The 20,966-nt window shown below is 70.6% G+C and carries 20 protein-coding genes; 12 read left to right on the top strand and 8 right to left on the bottom strand.

Going from position 1 to position 20,966, the window contains the following annotated elements; all coding sequences use genetic code 11:
• Positions 1 to 18 precede the first annotated feature (18 nt).
• Positions 19 to 213 (bottom strand): 50S ribosomal protein L35, encoded by a 195-nt coding sequence (rpmI, locus tag ABZ342_RS35825; RefSeq protein ID WP_086672342.1) that lies wholly within the window; start codon positions 211 to 213, stop codon positions 19 to 21.
• 68 nt (positions 214 to 281) lie between these two features.
• Positions 282 to 896, bottom strand: a complete 615-nt coding sequence (infC, locus tag ABZ342_RS35820) for a translation initiation factor IF-3 (protein WP_155546204.1) — start codon at positions 894 to 896, stop codon at positions 282 to 284.
• A gap of 205 nt (positions 897 to 1,101) precedes the next feature.
• On the opposite strand from infC, the gene ABZ342_RS35815 reads away from it, so the two are divergent.
• From ABZ342_RS35815 to ABZ342_RS35805, 3 genes are all read left to right on the top strand, one after another.
• On the top strand, positions 1,102 to 1,461 hold the full coding sequence (locus ABZ342_RS35815; RefSeq protein WP_360482751.1) for a DUF1844 domain-containing protein: 360 nt from the start codon (positions 1,102 to 1,104) through the stop codon (positions 1,459 to 1,461).
• A gap of 87 nt (positions 1,462 to 1,548) precedes the next feature.
• Positions 1,549 to 2,154, top strand: a complete 606-nt coding sequence (locus tag ABZ342_RS35810; RefSeq protein ID WP_360482806.1) for a GntR family transcriptional regulator — start codon at positions 1,549 to 1,551, stop codon at positions 2,152 to 2,154.
• The gene (locus ABZ342_RS35805) at positions 2,151 to 3,146 is read left to right on the top strand and encodes a 1-aminocyclopropane-1-carboxylate deaminase (protein ID WP_360482748.1); all 996 of its coding nucleotides are present in this window, start codon (positions 2,151 to 2,153) and stop codon (positions 3,144 to 3,146) included. The genes ABZ342_RS35810 and ABZ342_RS35805 overlap by 4 nt, the downstream gene beginning before the upstream one ends.
• Before the next feature lie 15 nt (positions 3,147 to 3,161).
• Here the strand turns inward: ABZ342_RS35805 and ABZ342_RS35800 are convergent, their stop codons facing one another.
• The 3 genes from ABZ342_RS35800 to ABZ342_RS35790 are packed head-to-tail and all read right to left on the bottom strand — an operon-like array spanning position 3,162 to position 5,274.
• Positions 3,162 to 3,545, bottom strand: a complete 384-nt coding sequence (locus ABZ342_RS35800) for a RidA family protein (RefSeq protein ID WP_086672334.1) — start codon at positions 3,543 to 3,545, stop codon at positions 3,162 to 3,164.
• On the bottom strand, positions 3,545 to 4,303 hold the full coding sequence (locus ABZ342_RS35795) for an IclR family transcriptional regulator (RefSeq protein WP_360482745.1): 759 nt from the start codon (positions 4,301 to 4,303) through the stop codon (positions 3,545 to 3,547). The genes ABZ342_RS35800 and ABZ342_RS35795 overlap by 1 nt, the downstream gene beginning before the upstream one ends.
• Complete coding sequence (locus ABZ342_RS35790; protein ID WP_360482742.1) at positions 4,300 to 5,274, bottom strand: sugar kinase; 975 nt, start codon at positions 5,272 to 5,274, stop codon at positions 4,300 to 4,302. The genes ABZ342_RS35795 and ABZ342_RS35790 overlap by 4 nt, the downstream gene beginning before the upstream one ends.
• 113 nt (positions 5,275 to 5,387) lie before the next feature.
• Between ABZ342_RS35790 and ABZ342_RS35785 the strand changes: the two genes are divergently transcribed.
• The 8 genes from ABZ342_RS35785 to ABZ342_RS35750 all read left to right on the top strand — a co-directional run bounded on the left by ABZ342_RS35785 (position 5,388) and on the right by ABZ342_RS35750 (position 15,360).
• A complete protein-coding gene (locus ABZ342_RS35785; protein ID WP_360482739.1) occupies positions 5,388 to 6,686 on the top strand; it encodes an amino acid deaminase in 1,299 nt (432 codons plus the stop codon).
• A complete protein-coding gene (locus ABZ342_RS35780; RefSeq protein ID WP_360482736.1) occupies positions 6,686 to 8,281 on the top strand; it encodes a D-aminoacylase in 1,596 nt (531 codons plus the stop codon). Before ABZ342_RS35785 ends, ABZ342_RS35780 begins: the two co-directional genes overlap by 1 nt.
• Complete coding sequence (locus tag ABZ342_RS35775; protein WP_360482733.1) at positions 8,278 to 9,666, top strand: gluconate:H+ symporter; 1,389 nt, start codon at positions 8,278 to 8,280, stop codon at positions 9,664 to 9,666. Before ABZ342_RS35780 ends, ABZ342_RS35775 begins: the two co-directional genes overlap by 4 nt.
• A gap of 48 nt (positions 9,667 to 9,714) precedes the next feature.
• Complete coding sequence (locus ABZ342_RS35770; protein ID WP_360482730.1) at positions 9,715 to 10,842, top strand: lactonase family protein; 1,128 nt, start codon at positions 9,715 to 9,717, stop codon at positions 10,840 to 10,842.
• A gap of 73 nt (positions 10,843 to 10,915) precedes the next feature.
• Complete coding sequence (locus tag ABZ342_RS35765) at positions 10,916 to 12,199, top strand: extracellular solute-binding protein (protein ID WP_360482727.1); 1,284 nt, start codon at positions 10,916 to 10,918, stop codon at positions 12,197 to 12,199.
• Positions 12,199 to 13,146, top strand: coding sequence for a sugar ABC transporter permease (locus ABZ342_RS35760; protein ID WP_360482724.1), 948 nt, complete (start codon positions 12,199 to 12,201; stop codon positions 13,144 to 13,146). The genes ABZ342_RS35765 and ABZ342_RS35760 overlap by 1 nt, the downstream gene beginning before the upstream one ends.
• Entirely contained in the window at positions 13,137 to 13,991 is an 855-nt protein-coding gene (locus ABZ342_RS35755) for a carbohydrate ABC transporter permease (RefSeq protein WP_360482721.1), read from the top strand. The genes ABZ342_RS35760 and ABZ342_RS35755 overlap by 10 nt, the downstream gene beginning before the upstream one ends.
• 1 nt (position 13,992) lies before the next feature.
• On the top strand, positions 13,993 to 15,360 hold the full coding sequence (locus ABZ342_RS35750) for a beta-N-acetylhexosaminidase (protein ID WP_360482718.1): 1,368 nt from the start codon (positions 13,993 to 13,995) through the stop codon (positions 15,358 to 15,360).
• Here the strand turns inward: ABZ342_RS35750 and ABZ342_RS35745 are convergent, their stop codons facing one another.
• From ABZ342_RS35745 to ABZ342_RS35735, 3 genes are all read right to left on the bottom strand, one after another.
• Positions 15,361 to 17,109 carry a M64 family metallopeptidase gene (locus ABZ342_RS35745; protein ID WP_360482715.1) on the bottom strand — a complete coding sequence of 583 codons (1,749 nt, stop codon included), beginning with the start codon at positions 17,107 to 17,109 and terminating at the stop codon, positions 15,361 to 15,363.
• A 69-nt stretch (positions 17,110 to 17,178) separates the two neighbouring features.
• Positions 17,179 to 17,847, bottom strand: coding sequence for a response regulator (locus ABZ342_RS35740; RefSeq protein WP_155546191.1), 669 nt, complete (start codon positions 17,845 to 17,847; stop codon positions 17,179 to 17,181).
• Positions 17,844 to 19,427 (bottom strand): sensor histidine kinase, encoded by a 1,584-nt coding sequence (locus tag ABZ342_RS35735; protein WP_360482803.1) that lies wholly within the window; start codon positions 19,425 to 19,427, stop codon positions 17,844 to 17,846. The genes ABZ342_RS35740 and ABZ342_RS35735 overlap by 4 nt, the downstream gene beginning before the upstream one ends.
• Positions 19,428 to 19,590: 163 nt before the next feature.
• Between ABZ342_RS35735 and ABZ342_RS35730 the strand changes: the two genes are divergently transcribed.
• On the top strand, positions 19,591 to 20,958 hold the full coding sequence (locus ABZ342_RS35730; RefSeq protein WP_155546190.1) for a cation:dicarboxylase symporter family transporter: 1,368 nt from the start codon (positions 19,591 to 19,593) through the stop codon (positions 20,956 to 20,958).
• Positions 20,959 to 20,966 lie beyond the last annotated feature (8 nt).

The following is a 20,966-nucleotide window of genomic DNA, read 5'->3' as shown; positions in this document are numbered from 1 at the left end:
ACAGCAAGTTTCGGGGGATCAGATGCCGAGCAGGCGCTTGACGCGGCCGGCCTCGGTCTTCGCCAGCTCGGTGGTGCCCTCGAGACGGCGGGTGAGGCGGTTCGACTTCTTCTCCATCAGGTGGCGGCGGCCGGCCTTCTGGCGGCGCAGCTTGCCCGTGCCCGTGACGCGGATCCGCTTGGACGTCCCGCTGTGGGTCTTCATCTTCGGCATTTCAGTCCTCTTCCGTGCGGCGGCTCACCGGAGAACTCCGGTGAGCCGCTGACTGTGCTGGTCGGCGCCTACGCCTCGGGGACCGGCTCGGGAGCCGTCTCTGCCTTGGCCTTCGGCTTCACGTTCTTGTGCGGGGCCAGCACCATGATCATGTTGCGACCGTCCTGCTTGGCCGACGACTCGACGAAGCCCAGCTCCGTGACGTCTTCGGCCAGCTTCTGCAGCAGCCGGTAGCCGAGCTCCGGCCGGGACTGCTCGCGACCGCGGAACATGATCGTGACCTTGACCTTGTTGCCCGCCGCCAGGAACCGCGACACGTGACCCTTCTTGGTCTCGTAGTCGTGCTGGTCGATCTTGGGACGCAGCTTCTGTTCCTTGATGACGGTCAGCTGCTGGTTGCGACGCGACTCGCGGGCCTTCTGCGCGCTCTCGTACTTGAACTTGCCGAAGTCCATGAGCTTGCACACCGGCGGGCGGGCCTGCGGCGCGACCTCGACGAGGTCGAGATCGTTCTCCTGCGCCAGGCGCAGCGCATCCTCGATCCGGACGATGCCGACCTGTTCACCGGCCGGTCCGACGAGACGGACCTCCGGCACCCGGATGCGGTCGTTGATGCGTGTCTCGGAGCTGATGGGGCCTCCTTGGTCCGAGGAATATTTCCTGTTCTTCGACCTGGTGCCCACATAGCGAAGGCCCCGACACCGTTCGGTGCGCGGGGCCCACTCTGTTTCCGATCGCACCCGGCCGCGAAGCCGGGCACTTCACCCTGGACTTGGCGTCCGGGCGAGACCGGACCCGGACACCTGTACGGTGACGCGGGTGGGAGCGGGGCTCCACTTGCCGCCCCCGATCGCTCGGGGGCTGGTCGCTCGTGGAAGGGTACCAGACGTGTCAGATCAACCCTCCGAACAGCCCCCCTATTCCCCCGACGACCGCCACCTGGAGGACATCCCCAGCGTGGAGGTGATCAGCCGCGCGGCCGTCATGCTGCTGTCGGCCGGGGCCGAACGGCTCGGCCTCGCCGACTCGGACCCGGAGACCTCCCCGCACCGCGACCTCGACGAAGCGCGCCGGCTCATCACCGCGCTGGCCGGGCTCGTGACCGCGTCCGCGGAGTACCTGGGCCTGCACGCCGGGCCACTGCGCGATGGTCTGCAGTCGCTCCAGAAGGCCTTCCGCGAGGCTTCGGCCGTGCCGGACGAGCCCGGCAAGGGCCCCGGCGAGAAGTACACCGGTCCCGTTTACTGACGTCCCACTCGCCCGGCTCCTTGCCGGACGAGCTCGCCGACATCTAACATGTTAGATGTGAGTCTCTCAAAGGTCACCCGCCCGCTCCTGCGAGACGAGGCGTACGACCGCATCCGGCAGGCGATCGTCGACGGCACGCTGCCGCCCGGCACTCCCCTGCGGGACGGCGAACTGGCCGAGCAGCTCGGCCTCTCGAAAGCACCCGTCCGGGAAGCGCTCCGGCGGCTGGCCGACGACGGGCTCGTCGACTCGAAGCCGCAGAGCTACACGCGCGTCTCCGACGTCATGTCCCGCGACGTCATCGACGCCCGGCAGATCGTGCGCGTGCTGCACGAGTTCGCCGTGCGGGAGGCGGCCCGGAGGTGCCGGCCGGCCGACGTCGCCGCCATGCGCGCGGCCAACGACCGGTTCGCGAAAGCCATCGAAACCGGAGACGTCAAATCCGCCGTCGAAGCCGACGACGCACTGCACGACGTCCCGGTCCGGCTGGCCGGCAACGCCGCCGTCGCCGCGACCCTCGACCGCTACACGCCGCTGCTGCGCCGGCTGGAGCACGCCCGCTTCAGCTCCGCGCTGGCCTGGAACTCGGTCGAGCGCCACACGAAGCTCATCGACGCGCTCGAAGCGCACGACACCGAAACCGCCGTCTCGGTGATCTCGACCATCTGGACCGACCTGCTGGAGGACCGATGACCCTCGCCGACTTCCCGCGCTACCCGCTGCTGTTCGGGCCGTCGCCGGTGCACCCCCTCGAACGCCTCACCGAGCACCTCGGCGGCGCGAAGGTCTGGGCCAAGCGCGAGGACGTCAACTCGGGCCTCGCGTTCGGCGGCAACAAGACCCGCAAGCTCGAATACCTCGTCGCCGACGCGCTCGCCCAAGGCGCCGACACGCTCGTCTCCATCGGCGGCGTCCAGTCCAACCACACCCGCCAGGTCGCGGCCGCCGCCGCCCGCGCCGGGCTGAAGGCCGTGCTGGTGCAGGAAAGCTGGGTCGACTGGCACGACCCGCTCTACGACAAGGTCGGCAACATCCAGCTCTCGCGGATCCTCGGCGCGGACGTCCGGCTCGTCGACGCCGGCTTCGGCATCGGGTTCAAGCAGGCGTGGGAGGACGCCGTCGCCGAGATCGAGGCCGGGGGCGGGAAGCCGTACGCCATCCCCGCCGGTGCGTCGGACCACCGGCTCGGCGGACTCGGCTTCGCGAACTGGATCGTCGAGCTCGAAGCGCAGGAAGAAGAACTCGGCGTCTTCTTCGACACCGTGATCGTCTGCTCGGTCACCGGCAGCACCCAGGGCGGCATGGTGGCGGGCACGGCGCTCGGGCGGCCCAGGAGGATCCTCGGCATCGACGCCTCCGCGAAGCCCGAAGAAACCCGCGAGCAGGTCACGCGCATCGCGCGCGGCACCGCCGAGCTGATCGGCGCCGGGGAGATCGCGGACGTCGAGCTGGACGACCGCTACCACGCCGGGATCTACGGCATCCCCGACAAGGCATGCGTGGACGCCATCGAGACGTGCGCCCGGCTGGAGGGCATGATCACCGACCCCGTGTACGAGGGCAAGTCCATGGCCGGGCTCATCGACCTCGTCGGCCGCGGGGAAATCGACAAGGACTCGAACGTCCTCTACGCCCACCTCGGCGGGCAGCCAGCCCTGAACGGCTACACGAGCGTCCTGGGCTGACCGCCCGGCACCGGGTCAGTCCAGCACGCAGAGCACGTCGATCTCGACGAGGAGCTCGCCCGGGAGGCCGACGTACACCGTCGTGCGGGCGGCGTGCGGCGCGTCGCCGATCAGCTCGTTGTAGACCTCGTTGAACGGCGCGAAGTGCGCCGTGTCGGTCAGGTACACCCGCACCATGATCGCGTCGGCGAGGCTCGAGCCCGCCTCCGCCAGCACGGCTTCGATGTTCTTGAATGTCTGCCGGGTCTGGCCCACGACGTCGTCGCCGACGATCTCGTTCGTGGCCGGGTCGAACCCGACCTGGCCGGCGACCTGCAGCAGGTTCCCCTTGCGGACGGCCTGCGAGAACTTCGCCGGCGGCTTCGGCGCGTTCTCGGTGGAAACTGCCGTCTTGCTCATCAGTGCCCCTTTCCGTTCTCCGTCCATCCACTGTGGACGGAAGCTTCCGTGGTCGCGGCGCGCAGGTCCGGGACCAGCGCGAGCAGGCCTTCGTAGTCGAGCAGCACCTTCGGCACCGACATCGACGCGGCGGCCAGCACCTCGCCGTCCGCCCCGCGGACGGGCGCCGCGATGCAGTGGATGAAGTCCTCGTGCTCGGCGTTGTCGACGGAGTACCCGAGCCGGCCCACCCGCTCCAGCTCGGCGAGGTACGCCTCGGGCGTGGTGATCGTGTTCGGCGTCAGCGCCGGGTACTTCATGGACCGCGCGATCTCCTCGCGGCGCGCTTCCGGCATCGCCGCGACCAGCACCTTCCCCACCGCCGTGCAGTGCAGCGGCGCCCGCTTGCCGACGCGCGAGTACATCCGAACCGAGTGGCGGCCCTCGTACTTGTCGATGTAGACGACTTCGCCGTCGTCGTAGCTGGCCAGGTGCACGGTGTGCCCGGTACGCGCGTTGAGCGCGGCCAGCGCCGGCTGCGCGCTGCGGCGGACGTCGATCGAGTCGAGGGCCTGGTTGGCCAGGTCGAACATCGCGCTGCCCAGCCGGTAGTACCGGGTGCCCTCGCGGCGGACGAAGTGGTGCTGTTCGAGGGTGCGCAGCAGGCGCAGCACCGTCGACTTGTGCACGCCGATCTCCTCGGCGAGGTCGTCGAGCGTGCGCGCGTCCTTCGCGATCGAGTTCAGCAGCGTCAACGCGCGATCCAGGCTCTGACTCACGTGCGCACCAGCCCTTCCCCGGTCAGCCGGGCCGAACGCCACTCGTCGGGGTCCGCCCGCAGCAGGCTATCCACGACCGCGCGCGGCAGGGGCACCCCGACGTCGTCGTGGGTGAGCAGCGTGACGGCGGCCTGCAGGTGCCCCTGCCGCAGCCGTTCCAGCGGCGAGGCGCCTCGCAGCGTCGCGGCCAGGAAACCCGCGGCGAACGCGTCCCCGGCACCGACCGGCTCGACGACGTCGACCTTCAGCGCCGGGGCGAACAGCGGCTCGCCCTCGACCAGCGTCGCGCCGCGTTCGCCGTGCTTGACGACGAGCGTCCGCGGCCCTGGCAGCAACGCGCGCAGCTCGGCCGGGTCGCCGGTCCCCCAGACGTGCTGGGCCTCGTCGTCGCCGGTCAGGACGATGTCGGCCTGCCCGGCCAGCTCCGCGAGCAGCCGCGGGTCGCGGCCGGCCCAGAGCGCGGGACGCAGGTTGACGTCGAACGAGATCAGCCGGTCGCCGCGGGGCATGTCCAGCAGGGCGCGCACCAGCGCGAGGCAGCTCTCGGACAGGGCGGGCGTGATGCCGGACAGGTGCAGCACGCGGACGCCGTCGAGGTCCAGCCGATCCAGCAGCGACGGGCCCATCCCGGACGCCGCGGAGCCGGCGCGGTAGTAGCGCACCGGGCTGCCGCCGGCGCCGCTTTCCTTGATGTAGAGCCCGGTCGGGCGCGCCGGGTCGACGTAGCAGGCGCTGACGTCGACGCCCTTCGCGGCCACCTCCCGCAGCAGCGCCCGCCCGAAGGGGTCGTCACCGACCGCGCTCACCCAGCCGCTCGGCACGCCCAGGGCCGGGAGGTTGCAGGCGACGTTCGACTCGGCGCCGCCGATCGTGCGCGTCCACTGCTTGACCTCGTCCGGCGGGCCGGGTTCGGCGGGCACGAACAGCGCCATCGTCTCGCCGACACAGAGCACCTCGGGCCCGCTCGTCACTTTCCGTCTCCCCTGTCCGTCACCCCGTTGACCTGTGGCGACCCGGATGCTACACCTATGGCACTCAAAATGCGCAACAGTCGTTGCAACATACGCAACCGAGGTCGCCGCCGATGAACCCTTGCCTGATGAACCCCGCCGCGCTCGCCGCCCTTCGCGACGAGCGGATCGACTGGCGGTTCCGTTCGGCCGCCCCCGCCCTGACCGGGCTCACGCTCACCGAGGCCGCGGACCGGCGGCTGAACCTGTTCACCGACGGGTTCTTCGCGCCCTTCGTCGTCATCGACGACGAAGCCCTCGAGCACAACCTGCGGACGATGGCCGCCTGGTGCGCCGCCCGCGGCGTCGTGCTCGCCCCGCACGGCAAGACCACCATGGCCCCGCAGCTGTTCGCCCGCCAGATCGAGCACGGCGCGTGGGGCATCACCTGCGCGAACGCCGGTCACCTCCGGGTCTACCGCGCGTTCGGCGTCTCCCGGATCCTGCTGGCCAACCAGTTCCTGGACCCGAGCGGTCTCCGCTGGCTGGCCGCCGAGCTGGCCGCCGACCCGGACTTCGAGTTCGTCTGCTGGGTCGACTCGGTCCGCGGCGTCGAGCTGATGACCGCGGCGCTCGAAGGCACCGAGCGGCCGGTCGACGTCCTGCTCGAGCTGGGCGCCGACGGCGGCCGCACGGGAGTCCGCGACACCGCGACCGCGCTGGCCGTGGCCGAGGCGGTGCACGCCAGCCCGGCACTGCGGCTGCGCGGCACCGGTGGGTACGAAGGCGCGCTCTCGCACGACACCGACGAAGCCGCGCTCGCCAAGATCAGCTCCTATGTGGACGGTCTGCGCGACCTCGCCATCACGTTCGCGGACAAGGGGATGCTCGACGGCCAGATCATCGTCACCGCCGGCGGCAGCGCGTACTTCGACCAGGTCGCCAACGAGCTGACCAAGCCGTGGCCGGACGGTCTCGACGTGCTCCCGGTCCTGCGCAGCGGCGCGTACGTCACCCACGACGACGGCTTCTACCGCCAGATCTCCCCGCTCGGCGACCACCCGCGCATCGACGGCGTCGAGTCGTTCCGCCCGGCCCTGCGGGCCTGGGCGCAGGTGACGTCGAAGCCGTCGGACACCCTCGCGCTGCTGACCATCGGCAAGCGGGACGCGTCCTTCGACGAGGGCATGCCCGAGCCGCAGCTGCGCCGTACCCCGAACGGCCCCGCCGAACCCCTCGACGGGCACGTCGTCGCGAAGATGAACGACCAGCACGCGTTCCTCACGCTGCCCGCCGGGTCGCCGGTCGAGGTCGGCGACTGGATCGGGCTCGGCCTCTCGCACCCGTGCACGGTGTTCGACAAGTGGCCGCTGCTGCCGGTGACCGCGGCCGACGGCGAGACCGTCGTCGACCTCGTGCGGACGTGGTTCTGATGGACGTCGTCGTCAAGAACGCGCTGGTCGCCGACGGCACCGGCGACGCGCTGACCCGCCACGACGTAGGCATCACCGGCGACCGGATCGCGAGCGTCGCCGAGGCGGGTTCACTGGACGGGCGCCGCAACATCGACGCCGCCGGGCTGGTGCTCGCGCCGGGGTTCATCGACATGCACTCGCACTCCGACCTGCAGCTGCTGGCCAACCCGGACCACCCGGCCAAGATCACCCAGGGCGTCACGACCGAGGTGCTCGGCCAGGACGGGCTGTCGTACGCGCCGGTCGACGACACCGTCCTGGCCGCGTTGCGGCAGCAGCTCGCCGGGTGGAACGACGACCCGGCCGGCTTCGACTGGAACTGGCGCTCGGTCGGCGAGTACCTCGACCGCCTCGATCGGGGTGTCGCCGTCAACGCCGCCTACCTGGTGCCGCAGGGCACGGTCCGGATGCTCGCCGTCGGCTTCGACGACCGCCCCGCCACCGACGCCGAGCTGAACCGGATGAAGGAGCTGGTCGCGACCGGGCTCGCCGAGGGCGCGATGGGGATGTCGTCCGGGCTCACCTACACCCCCGGGATGTACGCGGAGACCGACGAGCTGGTCGAGCTGTGCAAGGTCGTCGCGGAGGGCGGCGGCTTCTACAGCCCGCACCACCGCAGCTACGGGAAGGGCGCGCTGGAGGCCTTCGCCGAGATGATCGACGTCTCGCGCCGCTCCGGCTGCCCGCTGCACCTCGCGCACGCCACGATGAACTTCTCGGTGAACAAGGGGAAAGCGCCCGACCTGCTGAAGCTCCTGGACGACGCGCTCGACGACGGCTGCGACATCTCCCTCGACACCTACCCGTACCTGCCCGGCGCGACCTACCTCTCGGCGCTGCTGCCGAGCTGGGCCACCGAAGGCGGCCTCGAACCAACGCTCGCCCGCTTGTCCGATGTGGACGAACGCGAGCGGATCCGCGCCGCGATTGAAGAGTCCGGTTCGGACGGTGCGCACGGCGTCCCGATCGACTGGGACGCCATCGAAATCAACGGCGTCCGCAACGAGCACAACGCCCACCTCGTCGGGCACAGCGTCGCCGAGTCGGCGCGCACCGCCGGTACCGAACCGGCGAAGCTGTACTTCGACACGCTCCTCGACGAGAAGCTCGGCACGTCGTGTCTGATGCACGTCGGGCACGAGGAGAACGTCCAGGCGATCATGCGCCACCGCACGCACACCGGCGGCAGCGACGGGCTCCTCGTCGGCGCCCGGCCGCACCCGCGCGCGTGGGGCACCTTCCCCCGCTACCTGGCCCGGTACGTCCGCGAACTGGGCGTGCTGGACCTCGCCGACTGCGTCGCCCACCTCACCGGGCGGGCCGCGCGGCGGCTGCGGCTGACCGACCGCGGGCTCGTCCGCGCCGGGTACGCCGCCGACCTGGTGCTGTTCGACCCGGACGCGGTCGCCGACACCGCCACCTTCGACGACCCGCGGCAGCCCGCCGCGGGGATCACGCACGTGTTCGTCAACGGCGTCGCCGCGCTCGACGACGGCCGTCCCACCGGCGCCCTCGCCGGTACCTCCCTGCGCAACCCCCGGAGAGCCCGATGATCCACTGGCTGCAACACACCACGGGCGGGCTGCTGACGCTCGCCGCCGTCTCGATCGCCGTCCTGCTGCTGCTGATCGTCAAGCTCAAGATCGAGCCGTTCATCGCGCTGATCGTGGTCGGCCTGCTCACCGCGCTGGCCGCGGGCCTGCCGGTCGGGACGATCGTCGGGACCGCGCAGAAGTCGTCGGACTCCTTGCTGGAAAAGGGCTTCGGCAGCATCCTCGGGCACATCACGGCGATCATCGGGCTCGGCACGCTGCTCGGGTCGATCCTGGAACGCTCGGGGGGCGCGAAGGTGCTCACGGGCGCGCTGCTGCGCGGCTTCGGCGAGAAGCGGGCGCCGCTGGCCATGGGTGTCGCCGGGTTCATCTTCGGCATCCCGGTGTTCTTCGACATCGGCATCTTCGTGCTGGCGCCGCTGGTGTACGTCGCGGCGAAGCAGGGTAAGCGCTCGCTGGTGCTCTACGCGATGCCGCTGATCGCGGGCCTGTCGATCACGCACGCCTTCCTGCCGCCGCACCCCGGCCCGGTGGCCGCGGCCGGGCTGCTGCACGTGGAACTCGGCTGGATCATCCTGATGGGCCTGGCCTGCGGCATCCCCGCGTTCCTGGTCGGCGGCGTGCTGTACGCGACCTGGATCGGCAAGCGCATCGACGTCGGGGTGCCCGAAGAGATGATCGTCGCCGAAGAAGAAGGCGAAGAAGAGAAGGACGTGCCGTCGCTGGCGCTGGTCGGCTCGATCATCGCGGTGCCGCTGGTGCTGATCCTCGCCGGGACGTTCGGCAGCATCTGGCTGCCGAAGGGCTCCGCCCTCTCCGGTGTCGCCGCGTTCATCGGCACCCCCGCCGTCGCCCTCACCGTCGCCGTGCTGCTCGCGTCCTGGCTGCTCGGCCTGCGCCGCGGGTTCACCGGCAAGGACCTCAACGAGCTGGCCGCGAAGTCGCTGCGGCCGGTCGCGATGATCCTGCTCGTCGTCGGCGCGGGTGCGTTCTTCGGCGCGGTGCTCTCGGCCACCGGGATCGGCAAGGCCGTCGCCGACTCGCTGCACGACGCCGGCCTGCCGGTGCTGCTCGCGGCGTACGTCATCAGTTGCGGCATGCGCATCGCGCAGGGTTCGGCGACCGTCGCCATCGTGACCACGAGCGGGATCATCGCGCCGACCGTCGCGCAGCTCGGGTATTCCCAGGTGCAGCTGGCCTTGCTGGTCATGGCGATCTCCGCCGGGTCGATCATCGCGTCGCACGTCAACGACGGTGGTTTCTGGATCGTTTCGCGCTACTTCAACATGAGCGTGGTGCAGACGCTGAAGTCCTGGACGGCGCTGGAAACCGTGCTTTCCGTTTCCGGTTTCGCGGTTTCGGCATTGCTCATGGCCGTGGTCTAGACCATACTGGAGGGAAGCCGCCGCCCGAACCGTTGGGAGACAATGACGATGACCGGACTTTCCCGTCGTACGTTCCTCGGCGCCGCCGCGGGGGCGAGTGCCGCGACCGTTCTCGGCGCGCAGCTCGCCTCCGCGGCCACCACCGCGAAGGGCTGCATCGCCGGAGGGACCGTGTACATCGGCAGCTACACCAGCGGGGCGGGCGGCCACGGCCTCGACGTCTCGAGCCGGTCGGGCGCCAAGCTGGGCCCGGTCCGCACGGTGCCGGGCATCACCGACACGTCGTGGTTCGACCGCGGCGCCGACGGCAAGACCCTCTACGTCACCAACGAAGGCGACCCGAACGGGTTCGTCTCGGCGTTGAACGTCGCCGACGCCGCGAACCCGAAGCTGCTCAACAAGGTTTCGTCGAAGGGCGGCGCGCCGACGCACCTGAGCGTGCATTCGAGCCAGAAGTACGTGCTGGCCGCGAACTACAGCTCGGGCAGCGTCGTCGTGCTGCCGATCCTGACCGGCGGCAAGCTCGGCGCGGCCACCGACCTGGTGACGCACAAGGCCGACTCCGGGCAGGCGCACGCCCACCAGGTCGTCAACGACCCGACCGGGCGCTGGGTGCTGTCGGTCGACCTGGGCGCCGACTCGGTGTACGTCTACTCCCTCGACGTCGGCACCGGGAAGCTTTCGCTGCACCAGCAGCTGAAGCTCCCGGCCGGCGCCGGGCCGCGGCACCTCGCGTTCGACAAGACCGGGAAGTTCGCCTACATCCTGCAGGAGCTGCGCCCGGAGGTGACGGTCGCGAGCTGGGACGCCGCCGCCGGGACGCTGAAGGCGCTTTCCGTCGTCCCCGCCGTGCCGCCGGGCAGCACCGGCGACCTGTACCCCGGCGAGATCACCCTGTCGAAGGACGGGAAGTTCGCCTACGCGACCGTCCGCGGCCCCAACACCCTGGCGACGTTCGCCGTCGCCGGTGACTCGCTGAAGCTGGTGTCCACTGTGTCCAGTGGCGGCAACTGGCCGCGGCACGTGGCCCTCGACCCCGGGGAGAACTGGTTCTACGTCTCGAACCAGCGCTCCGGCACCGTCACCTGGCTGCCGCGCGACCCGGCCACCGGCCTGCCCGGCGCGGTCGCGGGCAGCCTGGCCGTCCCCGACGTCAACTCCGTCTACTTCGCCTGAGTACCGGTCGTGAGTGCGTAACGGTGTTCCAACACTGTTGCGCACTCACGACCCTGCCCACTGGAGGATCCCCATGAGACTGCGCCGCACGCTGCCCGTCGTCGCCGGGCTGGCCCTGCTGGCCGGCTGCGCGCCCACCCAGTCCGCGCCCGCCGGCTCCGGCGGGGACGAGAAGACCGGGACCGTCCGCGTCTGGCTGTTCGACGAGGCCAACCGCGCGCCGAAGGAGGCCGCGGTCAAGGACGCCATCACCGAGTTCAAGGCCGCGCACCAAGGGGTCGAGGTCGACGTCCAGTGGGTGCCGGTCGAAGGCCGCGCCGACAAGTTCTCCGGTGCTTTCACCGACCCGGCCAGCGCCCCGGACGCCGCCGAGTTCGGCAACACCGACGTCTCCAGCTACGCCGCCACCGGCGCGCTCGCCGACCTGACCGGCGACCTCGCGTCGTGGAGCGAGGGCAAGGACCTCATCCCGACCGTCGTCGACACGGCGAAGTCCGGCGGCAAGACCTACGGCCTGCCCTGGTACACCGGCATCCGCGCCTTGTACTACCGCACCGACGTCTTCACGGAGCTCGGTCTCAAGCCGCCCACGACGCTCTCGGAGCTGACCGAGGACGCCCGGAAGATCCGCGCCGCCAAGCCGGACCTCTACGGCATCTCCATCGGCGGCAAGTACACCTACGCGATGCTCCCGTTCCTCTGGGCCAACGGCGGTGAGCTGGCGCAGGAAAGCGGCGGCAAGTGGACGTCCACGGTGACCGGCGAGCAGGCCAAGGCCGGCGTGACGCAGTACGCGAACCTGCTCAAGGACGACATCTGCCCGCCCGCGCAGTGCGCGAACCTGACCGGCACCCAGAGCGTCACGGCGTTCGCCGGCGGCAAGGCCGGCATGACCATCGGCGGCGACTTCAACCGCAAGGCCGTCGAGCAGGGCGCGGTCAAGGGCAAGTACGCCGTCGTCCCGATCCCGGGCACGGCCGCGGGCAGCGTCGCCCCCGCGTTCGCCGGCGGCAACCTGCTGGGTGTCTTCAACGCCAGCAAGCACCGCGGCCTCGCGCTGGAGTTCATCGAGCTGCTCGGCGGCGCGAAGTACCAGGAGAAGATGTACACGGCGATGGGGAACCTGCCGACGCTGAGCAGCGTTCAGCAGAAGCTCGCCGCCGACGACCCGTTCCTCAAGCCGTTCGTCGACACGCTCAAGGCGGGCACGAAGTTCGTCCCGGCGACACCGGCGTGGTCGAAGATCGACAGCCAGAACGTGCTGCCGACGGCCGTCCAGCAGATCGCGACCGGTGGCAAGGACCCGTCGGCGGCGCTGACCGACGCGGCCGCGGCGATGAACAAGGCCTTCGGCTAGTGGTCGCTCAGGAAGTCCGTCCCGTCGCCGCGCCCCCGAAGGCGCGGCGACGGCGGCGGGGGGACGGCCGGGCCGCCGCCCTCTACCTCGCCCCGGCGGGCATCCTGCTCGCGGCGATGCTGGCCTACCCGATCTACCAGCTCGTCCTGATCTCGTTCTACGACTACGGCCAGCCACAGGCCACGGGCAACGCGCCGCTGGTGTTCCTCGGCTTCGCGAACTACACCGACCTGCTGTCCCAGGTGCAGTTCTGGACCGTGCTCGGCAAGACGGTCGGGTTCGCCGCCGCCTGCGTCGTCGGCTCGCTCGTCGTCGGCACCGGGCTCGCCGTGCTGGCCAGCCGGGTGCGCTCACTCCCCCGGACGCTGCTGTTCCTCGCCGCGCTCGGCGCGTGGTCGACCCCGGCGATCGCGGGCTCCTACGTCTGGCTGTTCCTCTTCGACACCGACTTCGGCCTGGTCAACGAGGTGCTTTCGGGAATCGGCCTGCCGTTCGAGCACCACTCGTGGACCTTCGGCACGCTCGGCGCGTTCGGGCTGGTCGCCGCCGAGGTGATCTGGTGCTCGTTCCCGTTCGTGCTGGTCACCATGTACGCCGGGATCAAGGGCGTCCCCGACGAGGTGCTCGAAGCCTCGTCGCTCGACGGCGCGTCGGTGTGGCGGACGACCTGGTCGATCGTGCTGCCGATGGTGCGGCCGCTGCTGATGATCGCGACCGTCCAGTCGATCATCTGGGACTTCAAGGTGTTCACCCAGATCTACGTGATGACCAACGGCGGCGGTGTCGCCGGCCGCAACCTGGTCCTCAACGTCTACGCGTACCAACAGGCTTTCGCCGGGCAGGAATACGGCCTCGGCTCGGCGATCGGAGTCGTCATGACGCTGTTGCTGCTGTCGGTCACCGGGCTGTACGTCCGGTCGCAGCGCCGGAGCGCGGCATGGCTCTAGCTGTAAAGCGTCCTGGGCGCTTGATCGCCGAAGTGATCACCGTGGTAATCGCCGGGATCGTCGCGTTCCCGCTGTACTGGATGCTGCTTTCGGCGTTCAAGCCGCCGGGCGAGATCCAGTCGGCGAACCCGAAGCCGTGGACGTTCAGCCCGTCGTTCGACAGCTTCTCCCGCGTGCTCACGGTGTCCGGCTTCGGCCGGTTCTTCGTGAACAGCCTGGTGGTCGCGCTGGTCGTGGTGGTGCTTTCGCTGCTGCTGTCGTTCCTCTCGGCCGTGGCGCTGACGCGGTTCTCGTTCAAGGGCCGGACCGTGCTGCTGGTGATGATCCTGGTCGCGCAGATGGTGCCGGTGGAGGCGCTGACCATCCCGCTGTTCTTCCTGATGCGCCAGATCGGCGGCGTCGCGCCGGCGTTCGGGCTCAACGAGCTGGGCTCGCTGGTGCTGGTGCACCTGGCGTTCAGCCTGCCGTTCGCGATCTGGATGCTGCGCGGGTTCGTCGCGGCGGTTCCGGTGGAGCTCGAAGAGGCGGCGAAGCTGGATGGCGCGTCCCGCATGCGGTTCACGTGGCAGATCCTGTTCCCGCTGGTCGCGCCCGGGCTGGTCGCGGTGAGCGTGCTCGCGTTCATCCACGCCTGGAACGACTTCCTCTTCGCCAAGACGTTCATCATCTCCAAGACCGAGAACCAGACGCTGCCGCAGGCGATCCTGGTGTTCTTCAAGCCGGAGGACACCGACTGGGGCGCGGTCATGGCGTCCTCGACGCTGATGACGATCCCGGTCCTGGTGTTCTTCGTCCTCGTGCAACGACGGCTGGTGTCCGGGATGGCCGGCGCCGTGAAGGGCTGACATGTCTTTCGACACCTTGCTCCCCCGCCCGGTTTCGGTGACGCCCGCCGCGGGTTCGTGCCCGTGGCCATCCACTGTGGACGTCCGGTCGGCGTCTTTGCCGGCGGAGGGCTACCAGCTGGAGATCTCGCCGTCCGGGGTCGTGCTCCACTGCGGTGATCTCGCCGGAGAGGTTTACGGGCGGCAGACGCTTCGGCAGCTCGCGGGGCCTTCGGCGTTTCGCGTCGCCGGGTTCTCGCCGTCGTCGCTGCCGTGCGGGGTCGTGGAGGACCACCCGCGCTTCGGCTGGCGCGGGTGCCTGCTCGACGTCGCCCGGCACTTCCGGACCAAGGCCGAGGTGCTGCGGTTCGTCGACCTGCTGGCCGCGCACAAGCTGAACGTGCTCAACCTGCACCTGACCGACGACCAGGGCTGGCGCTTCGAGGTTCCCGAGTTCCCGCGGCTGACGTCCGTCGGTGGCTGGCGGCCGTCGTCGATGGTGGGCAGCGGGGGTGCGCAGGACGGCCGTCCGCACGGCGGCTTCTACACCGGCGACGACCTGCGGGAGATCGTGGCGTACGCGGCCGCGCGGGCCATCACCGTGGTGCCGGAGATCGACATCCCCGGCCACGCCCGGGCGGCGCTGGCGGCCTACCCGTCGCTGGGGACCCTCGATTCGTATGAAGTCTGGACCGGTTGGGGCATCAGCACTTCGCTGCTCGACCCGTCGGCGTCCACTTTGGACTTCTTCCGCCGCGTGTTCGACCACCTGCTGGAGATCTTCCCGTCGCCGGTGATCGCGCTGGGCGGCGACGAGACGCCGGGCGCGACCGACGAGCACCGCGAGTTCGTCCGCCTGCTGGCCGAGCACCTCGTCGCGCGCGGCCGCACGCCGATGGGCTGGGACGAGGTCCTCGACATCCCGGACCTGCCCTCGATGGTGATCGGCTCGTGGCAGAACGAAGCGGCCGGTGTCCGCGCCGCTTCGGACGGACACGACGTCGTGATGTGCCCGGAACAGCACATCTACCTGGACCACCGGCAGTCCCCGGAGCCGGACGAGCCGATCCCGGTCGGGATGGTGCACACCCTCGAGGACGTCTACGCGTACGAGCCGGCGGTGACCGGCCCGCGGCTGCGCGGGGTGCAGGCCCAGGTGTGGAGCGAGCACCTCGACAGCGTGCGGCGCGTCGACTACATGGCCTTCCCGCGGCTGTCGGCGTTCGCCGAGGTGGCGTGGAGCAGCGGGACCCGGGACTACGCCGAGTTCCTGCCGCGCCTGCGGGACCACCACCTGCCGCGGCTGGACGCGCTCGGCGTCGAGTACCGGCCGCTCGACGGACCGCACCCGTGGCAGACCCGGCCCGGGGTGCCGGGCCGGCCCCGCTGATCACGGCAGGAGCGTCACCACGAACGACCGCGTCGGGCCCACGTTGCCCGCCGCGTCGATCGAGCGGTACTCGACGCGGTGGCGGCCGTAACCCGGGGTGCGGTCGCTGAACGGGGACACCGTGAGCCCGCCCGAACCGAGGTTGCCGTACGCCAGGCCGTCGATCTCCGTGCCGCGCGGCGTGAACAGGTACGGCGCGTTCGGGTCCGTCGGCCAGCCGTAGTACTTGTGCCAGCCGTCGCCGTCCACGCGGAACTCCGGCATTCCGTCCGGTGACGTCAGCCGCATGGTGAACGAGCCGTGGAACACCATGCCCGGTGGCAGTTCCGCCGTGGTCGTCGGGCCCGTGGCGTCGACCGTCCAGGTCAGCGTGGTGCCGCCGGTGGTCGCGGTCAGCCGGTGCGTCCCACGCGACTCGTCGAGGGCGAAGTCGGGTCCGCTCCCGGCCGGCTTCCCGTCGAGGGTCCAGCGGACCGGCGGGATCACCCCGGTCGGCTCGCCGGTTTCGACGTAGACGACGTCCTTGCCGCCGACGGGCTGGACGGTGGGGGGCGATCCCTCGACGGCCGGGCCGGTCGCGGGCGGGGTGACGACCGCGGTGTCGACGGTCCACGTGCGGGTCGCCGTCGGCCGGACGGCCGGGTCACGCACGAACGGCGTCGGGTCGGTCACCTTCGCCGTCAGCGTGTGCTTCCCCGGCCGGACGTGCGCTTGCCGCAGGTCAAGGGCGTCGCGGCCGGGCAGCGCCTTGCCGTCGAGGGTCCAGGTGACGTCGAGGCGGTGGCCGACCGGGTGCATCGTCCGCACCCACACGACGCGGTCGGCGCCGATCGTCCCGGCCGGGGTACCGCCGCTGATGAGCGGCACCTTCGCGGAGATCCGTTGCGTCATCCGTTCGCGGCCGACCTGGTCGAAGGCATAGCCGAGGGTCTTCATCATCGAGTGCTTGCTCGGCCGCCACACGCCGGTCTGCGTGTAGAGGCCGCCTTCGAACCGGTCGATCGTGCCGCCGGACTCGCTCGGCTCGCCCAGCCAGCGGTACCACTTCGCGTGCTGGTCACGCATCTGCCGCGTCGTGAGCAGCGTGTGGTGGATCGAGTCCGGCTCGCCGCCTTCGTAGGCGCCGCCCGGGACGTTGCGGGCGTAGTAGTCGTATTCGTCGTCGAGGCCGCCGAGCGAATGGCCCAGCTCGTGCGGGGAGATCAGGGCGGACAGCGCGTTCCCGCCGGACGCCGTCGCGTAGGTGCCGCCCGCGCCGCCGTAGGTGCCGCTGTTGGCGAGGGCGAGGATCTGCCGGTTGGCCCGGGTGGTGCCGGGTACGAGGTCGGCGTACCGCTGGGCCGCGTCGTCGTCGACGGTCAGCAGCCGCTGGACGCTCCCGGCGTTGCAGCCACCCCAGAAGCCCATGTTCAGCGGGGTGTCCTTCTTCGGCGCGTCGAGCGAGGGGTCACAGTCCACACCGGACTCGGGCGACGCGATCGACACGGCGTAGACGTTGAAGTAGCTGCGGTAGGACTTGAACGGCTCGAGCGACCAGAGGGTGCTGACGTGCCGCTGGACGTCGGCGAAGAACTTCGGCTGTTCGGCGGCGGTGTAGCCGTCCCCGAGGACGACGAGGGTGAACCGCTGGGCGACGGGCCCGGTGACTTGGACGGCCGTGACACTCACGGCAGGCTCGGCGGCCTCTGCGGGAGTGGCGAGCCCGATGGTGATCAGCAGTGCGGCGACGAACCCAGCCCACTTCGACATGGTCCCGGTCTACCGCACGGCATTCACCGCCGGAACCCGCCGGAAGTCGGAGGCGCGAAGTATAGGGCGTTATACGCGAGTGAGCCGGTACCAAACTTCGGGCCGGCCGACTTGGCCGTAGTGGGGCTCGCGGTGCGCCATCCCGTTGTCCGCCAAGTACTCCAGGTACCGCCTCGCCGTCACTCGCGACGCGCCGATCGCCGAAGCCGCCGCTCCCGCGGACAGGCCCTCCGCCGCTCCGGACAGCGCGTCCGTGATCGCCTCCAGGGTCTGGACGCTCATTCCCTTCGGCAGCGGGGGCTGCTCCGTCGTGCGCAACGCTCCCAAGGCCCGGTCGATCTCGGCCTGGCCGGTGACCTCGCCCGACGCGTCGCGGAACTCGCGGTAGCGCTCCAGCTTTTCGCGCAGCGTGGCGAACGTGAACGGCTTCAGCAGGTACTGCACCACCCCCACCGACACCGCCGCCTTCACCAGGCCGAGGTCGCGGGCCGACGTCACCGCGATGACGTCGATCGGGAGGCCGGCCGCGCGCAACGAGCGGCACACCGCCAGGCCGTGCGTGTCGGGCAGGTAGAAGTCCAGCAGCACCAGGTCGACCGGCTCGCGTTCGCAGAACCGCAGCGCGTCGCCGCCGGAATGGACGACGCCGGCCACCGAAAACCCGGCCAGCCGCTCGACGTAGACGCGGTGCGCCTCGGCGGCCACCGGCTCGTCCTCCACCACCAGCACCCGGATCACCGGTCACCCTCCTGCCGCGGCAGGCGCACGGTGAACACCGCGCCGCCGTCCCGTCCGACGTCCACCGTGCCGCCGTAGCGGCGCAGCACCTGGCCCACCAGCGCCAGGCCGAGCCCGTGACCGTCCCCGGCCTTCGTCGACCAGCCGCGGCGGAACACGTCCGCGTCCTCGGGGACGCCGGGGCCGGTGTCGGCGACGCGCAGCAGCAGCTCCTCGGGACCGGAGCGGGCGGTGACGACCACCGCGGGCTTGCCGGTGCCGCGCACGGCCGCGTCGATGCCGTTGTCGATCAGGTTGCCGAGGATGGTCACCAGGTCGCGGGCGGGGATGCCGAGCGAGACGTCGTCGATCACCGTGTCCGGCGTGATCGTCAGCTCGACCCCGCGCTCGCTCGCCTCGGCGGCCTTGCCCAGCAGCAGCGCGGCGAGCACCGGCTCGGCGACGGCGCCGACGACGCGGTCGGTCAGCTCCTGGGCGAGCGCCAGCTCGGCCGTCGCGAACTCGACGGCCTGCTCCGGCCGGCCGATCTCCACCAGGGAAACCACGGTGTGCAGCCGGTTCGCCGCCTCGTGCGCCTGCGACCGCAGCGCCTCGGCGAGACCGCGGGCGGTCGTCAGCTCGCCGGTCAGCGTCTGCAGTTCCGTGTGGTCGCGCAGGACGACGACGGTGCCCTGCGAGCGGCCGCCCATGCGGACCGCGGTCGTGCTGACCAGGAGCACGCGGGCGTCGGTCAAGTGCAGCTCCTCGGCGCGGTTCTCCGCCGACGTGAACGCCCGCGCCAGCTCGTCCGGCAGGCCCAGCGACGCCAGCTCGCGCCCGACCGGGTCGGCGTCCAGGCCGAGGAGCGTGCGCGCGCCGTCGTTGCACAGGCCGATGCGCCCGTCCCGGCCGACGAGCAGCACTCCTTCGCGGACCGAGTGCAGCACGGCTTCGTGGTACTCGAAGAGGTTGCTCAGCTCGTCCGGCGCGACCCCGCGGGTCTGGCGCCGCAGGCGGGCGCTGATCAGCCAGCCGCCCAGCGCGCCGACCAGCAGCACCGCGCCGGCGACGCCGAACAGCGGCCAGAGCCGTTCGCGCAGCTCGGCCGAGATCGCCGCGACGGTGATCCCGACGGCGACCAGCGCGACCACCCGGTGCCCCGGCCCGAACACCGGGACGACCGTGCGCACCGACGGGCCGAGCGAGCCGGTGTAGGTCTCGGTGAGCTCCTGACCGCGCTGCGCCTGCTCGATCGTCCCGATGTAGTGCTGCCCGATCAGCGCCGGGTTCGGGTGGGTGTAGCGGATCCCGGCCGGGCTCATGATCGTGATGAAGTCGACGCCGGTGTCGGCCTGCACGCGGATCGCGAACGGCTGCAGCGTCGCGCTCGGGTTCGCGGTCGCCGCGGCCGAGGCGACGGTCGGCGCGTCGGCCACCGCCGAGGCGATCGCGCGGACCTGGTCGCGCGCGTTCTCGTCCACCGCCCGCGACGCGTCGAGGTAGGCGAACGTGATCCCCGCGCCGGCGAGCACGCAGAGCACCACCAGCTGCAGCACGAGCAGCTGGCGCGCCAGGCTCCAGCGGGACGACGTCGGGAACACCTCCTCATACCAGCACACCGGAAGGCGGGTGTCCGAACGGGACGGTGCTCGAACTTGACAGTGCTCGATCATCGCGCGAACTCAATGAACACAAGTGAGCCGGGTCACCCGAGTGCGCCTACAGTGTGCCGCAACCTGGAACACCCCTGAGCTGGAGGCAACGGTGCCGACCCCACCGACCACGGAGGAGACCCCGCGCAAGCGGGACAAGACCCACTACCTGTACCTGGCCGTGATCGTCGCGGTCGCGCTCGGGATCCTGGTGGGCTTCCTCTTCCCGGGCTTCGCCAAGGGCCTCAAGCCCCTCGGCGACGGCTTCGTCAACCTGATCAAGATGATGATCACGCCGATCATCTTCTGCACGATCGTCATCGGCGTCGGCTCGGTCGCGAAGGCGGCCAAGGTCGGCAAAGTCGGTCTGATGGCGTTGTTCTACTTCATCATCATGTCGACCTTCGCCCTGGCGATCGGCCTGGTCGTCGGCAACATCCTGCACCCGGGCACCGGCCTGCACCTCAACCCGGCCGACGTGAAGAGCGTCCAGAAGTCCGCCGGCGGCGCCGAAGGCCCGGTCGACTTCCTGCTCGGCATCATCCCGAAGACGCTCGTCTCCGCCTTCACCGAAGGCGAGGTCCTGCAGACCCTGCTGGTCGCGCTGCTCGTCGGGTTCGCGCTGCAGAAGCTGGGCGCGAAGGGCACGCCGATCCTGCGCGGCATCGAGCACATCCAGCGCCTGGTGTTCCGCATCCTCGCCATGATCATGTGGGCGGCCCCGATCGGCGCGTTCGGCGCCATCGCGGCGGTGGTCGGCGCGACCGGCTGGGCCGCGCTCAAGAGCCTCGCGGTGATCATGATCGGGTTCTACGCGACGTGCCTGGTGTTCGTGTTCGTGATCCTCGGGATCGTGCTGTGGCTCGGCGCCCGTGTCTACATCTGGCACCTGCTGCGCTACCTCGGCCGCGAGTTCCTGCTGATCCTGTCGACGTCGTCGTCGGAGTCGGCACTGCCGCGGCTGATCGCGAAGATGGAGCACGTCGGCGTCAGCAAGTCGGTCGTCGGCATCACGGTCCCGACCGGGTACTCGTTCAACCTGGACGGCACGGCGATCTACCTGACCATGGCGACGCTGTTCATCGCCGCCGCGCAGGACGAACCGCTGTCCCTCGGGTCGCAGATCGGCCTGCTGGTCTTCATGATCATCGCGTCGAAGGGCGCCGCGGGCGTCAGCGGCTCGGGCATCGCGACGCTGGCGAGCGGCCTCCAGTCGCACCGGCCGGAGCTCGTCAACGGCGTCGGCTTCATCCTCGGCATCGACCGCTTCATGTCGGAAGCCCGCGCGCTGACGAACTTCGCGGGCAACGCCGTCGCGACCGTCCTCATCGGGAACTGGACGAAGGAGTTCGACCGCGAGAAGGCGCAGCGCGTCTTCGCCGGGCAGGAACCGTTCGACGAGGCCACGATGCTCGACGAGCACAGTCACGCGGCCGGGACCGATGACATGGACGACACCGTCAAGGAACCCGCCAGGTAACCCCACCC

It is taken from the genome of Amycolatopsis sp. NPDC005961 (assembly GCF_040629235.1).
Taxonomy (GTDB): domain Bacteria; phylum Actinomycetota; class Actinomycetes; order Mycobacteriales; family Pseudonocardiaceae; genus Amycolatopsis; species Amycolatopsis camponoti.
Note: the sequence above shows the minus strand (reverse complement) of the source record. Positions and strands in the feature narration are given on the sequence as shown.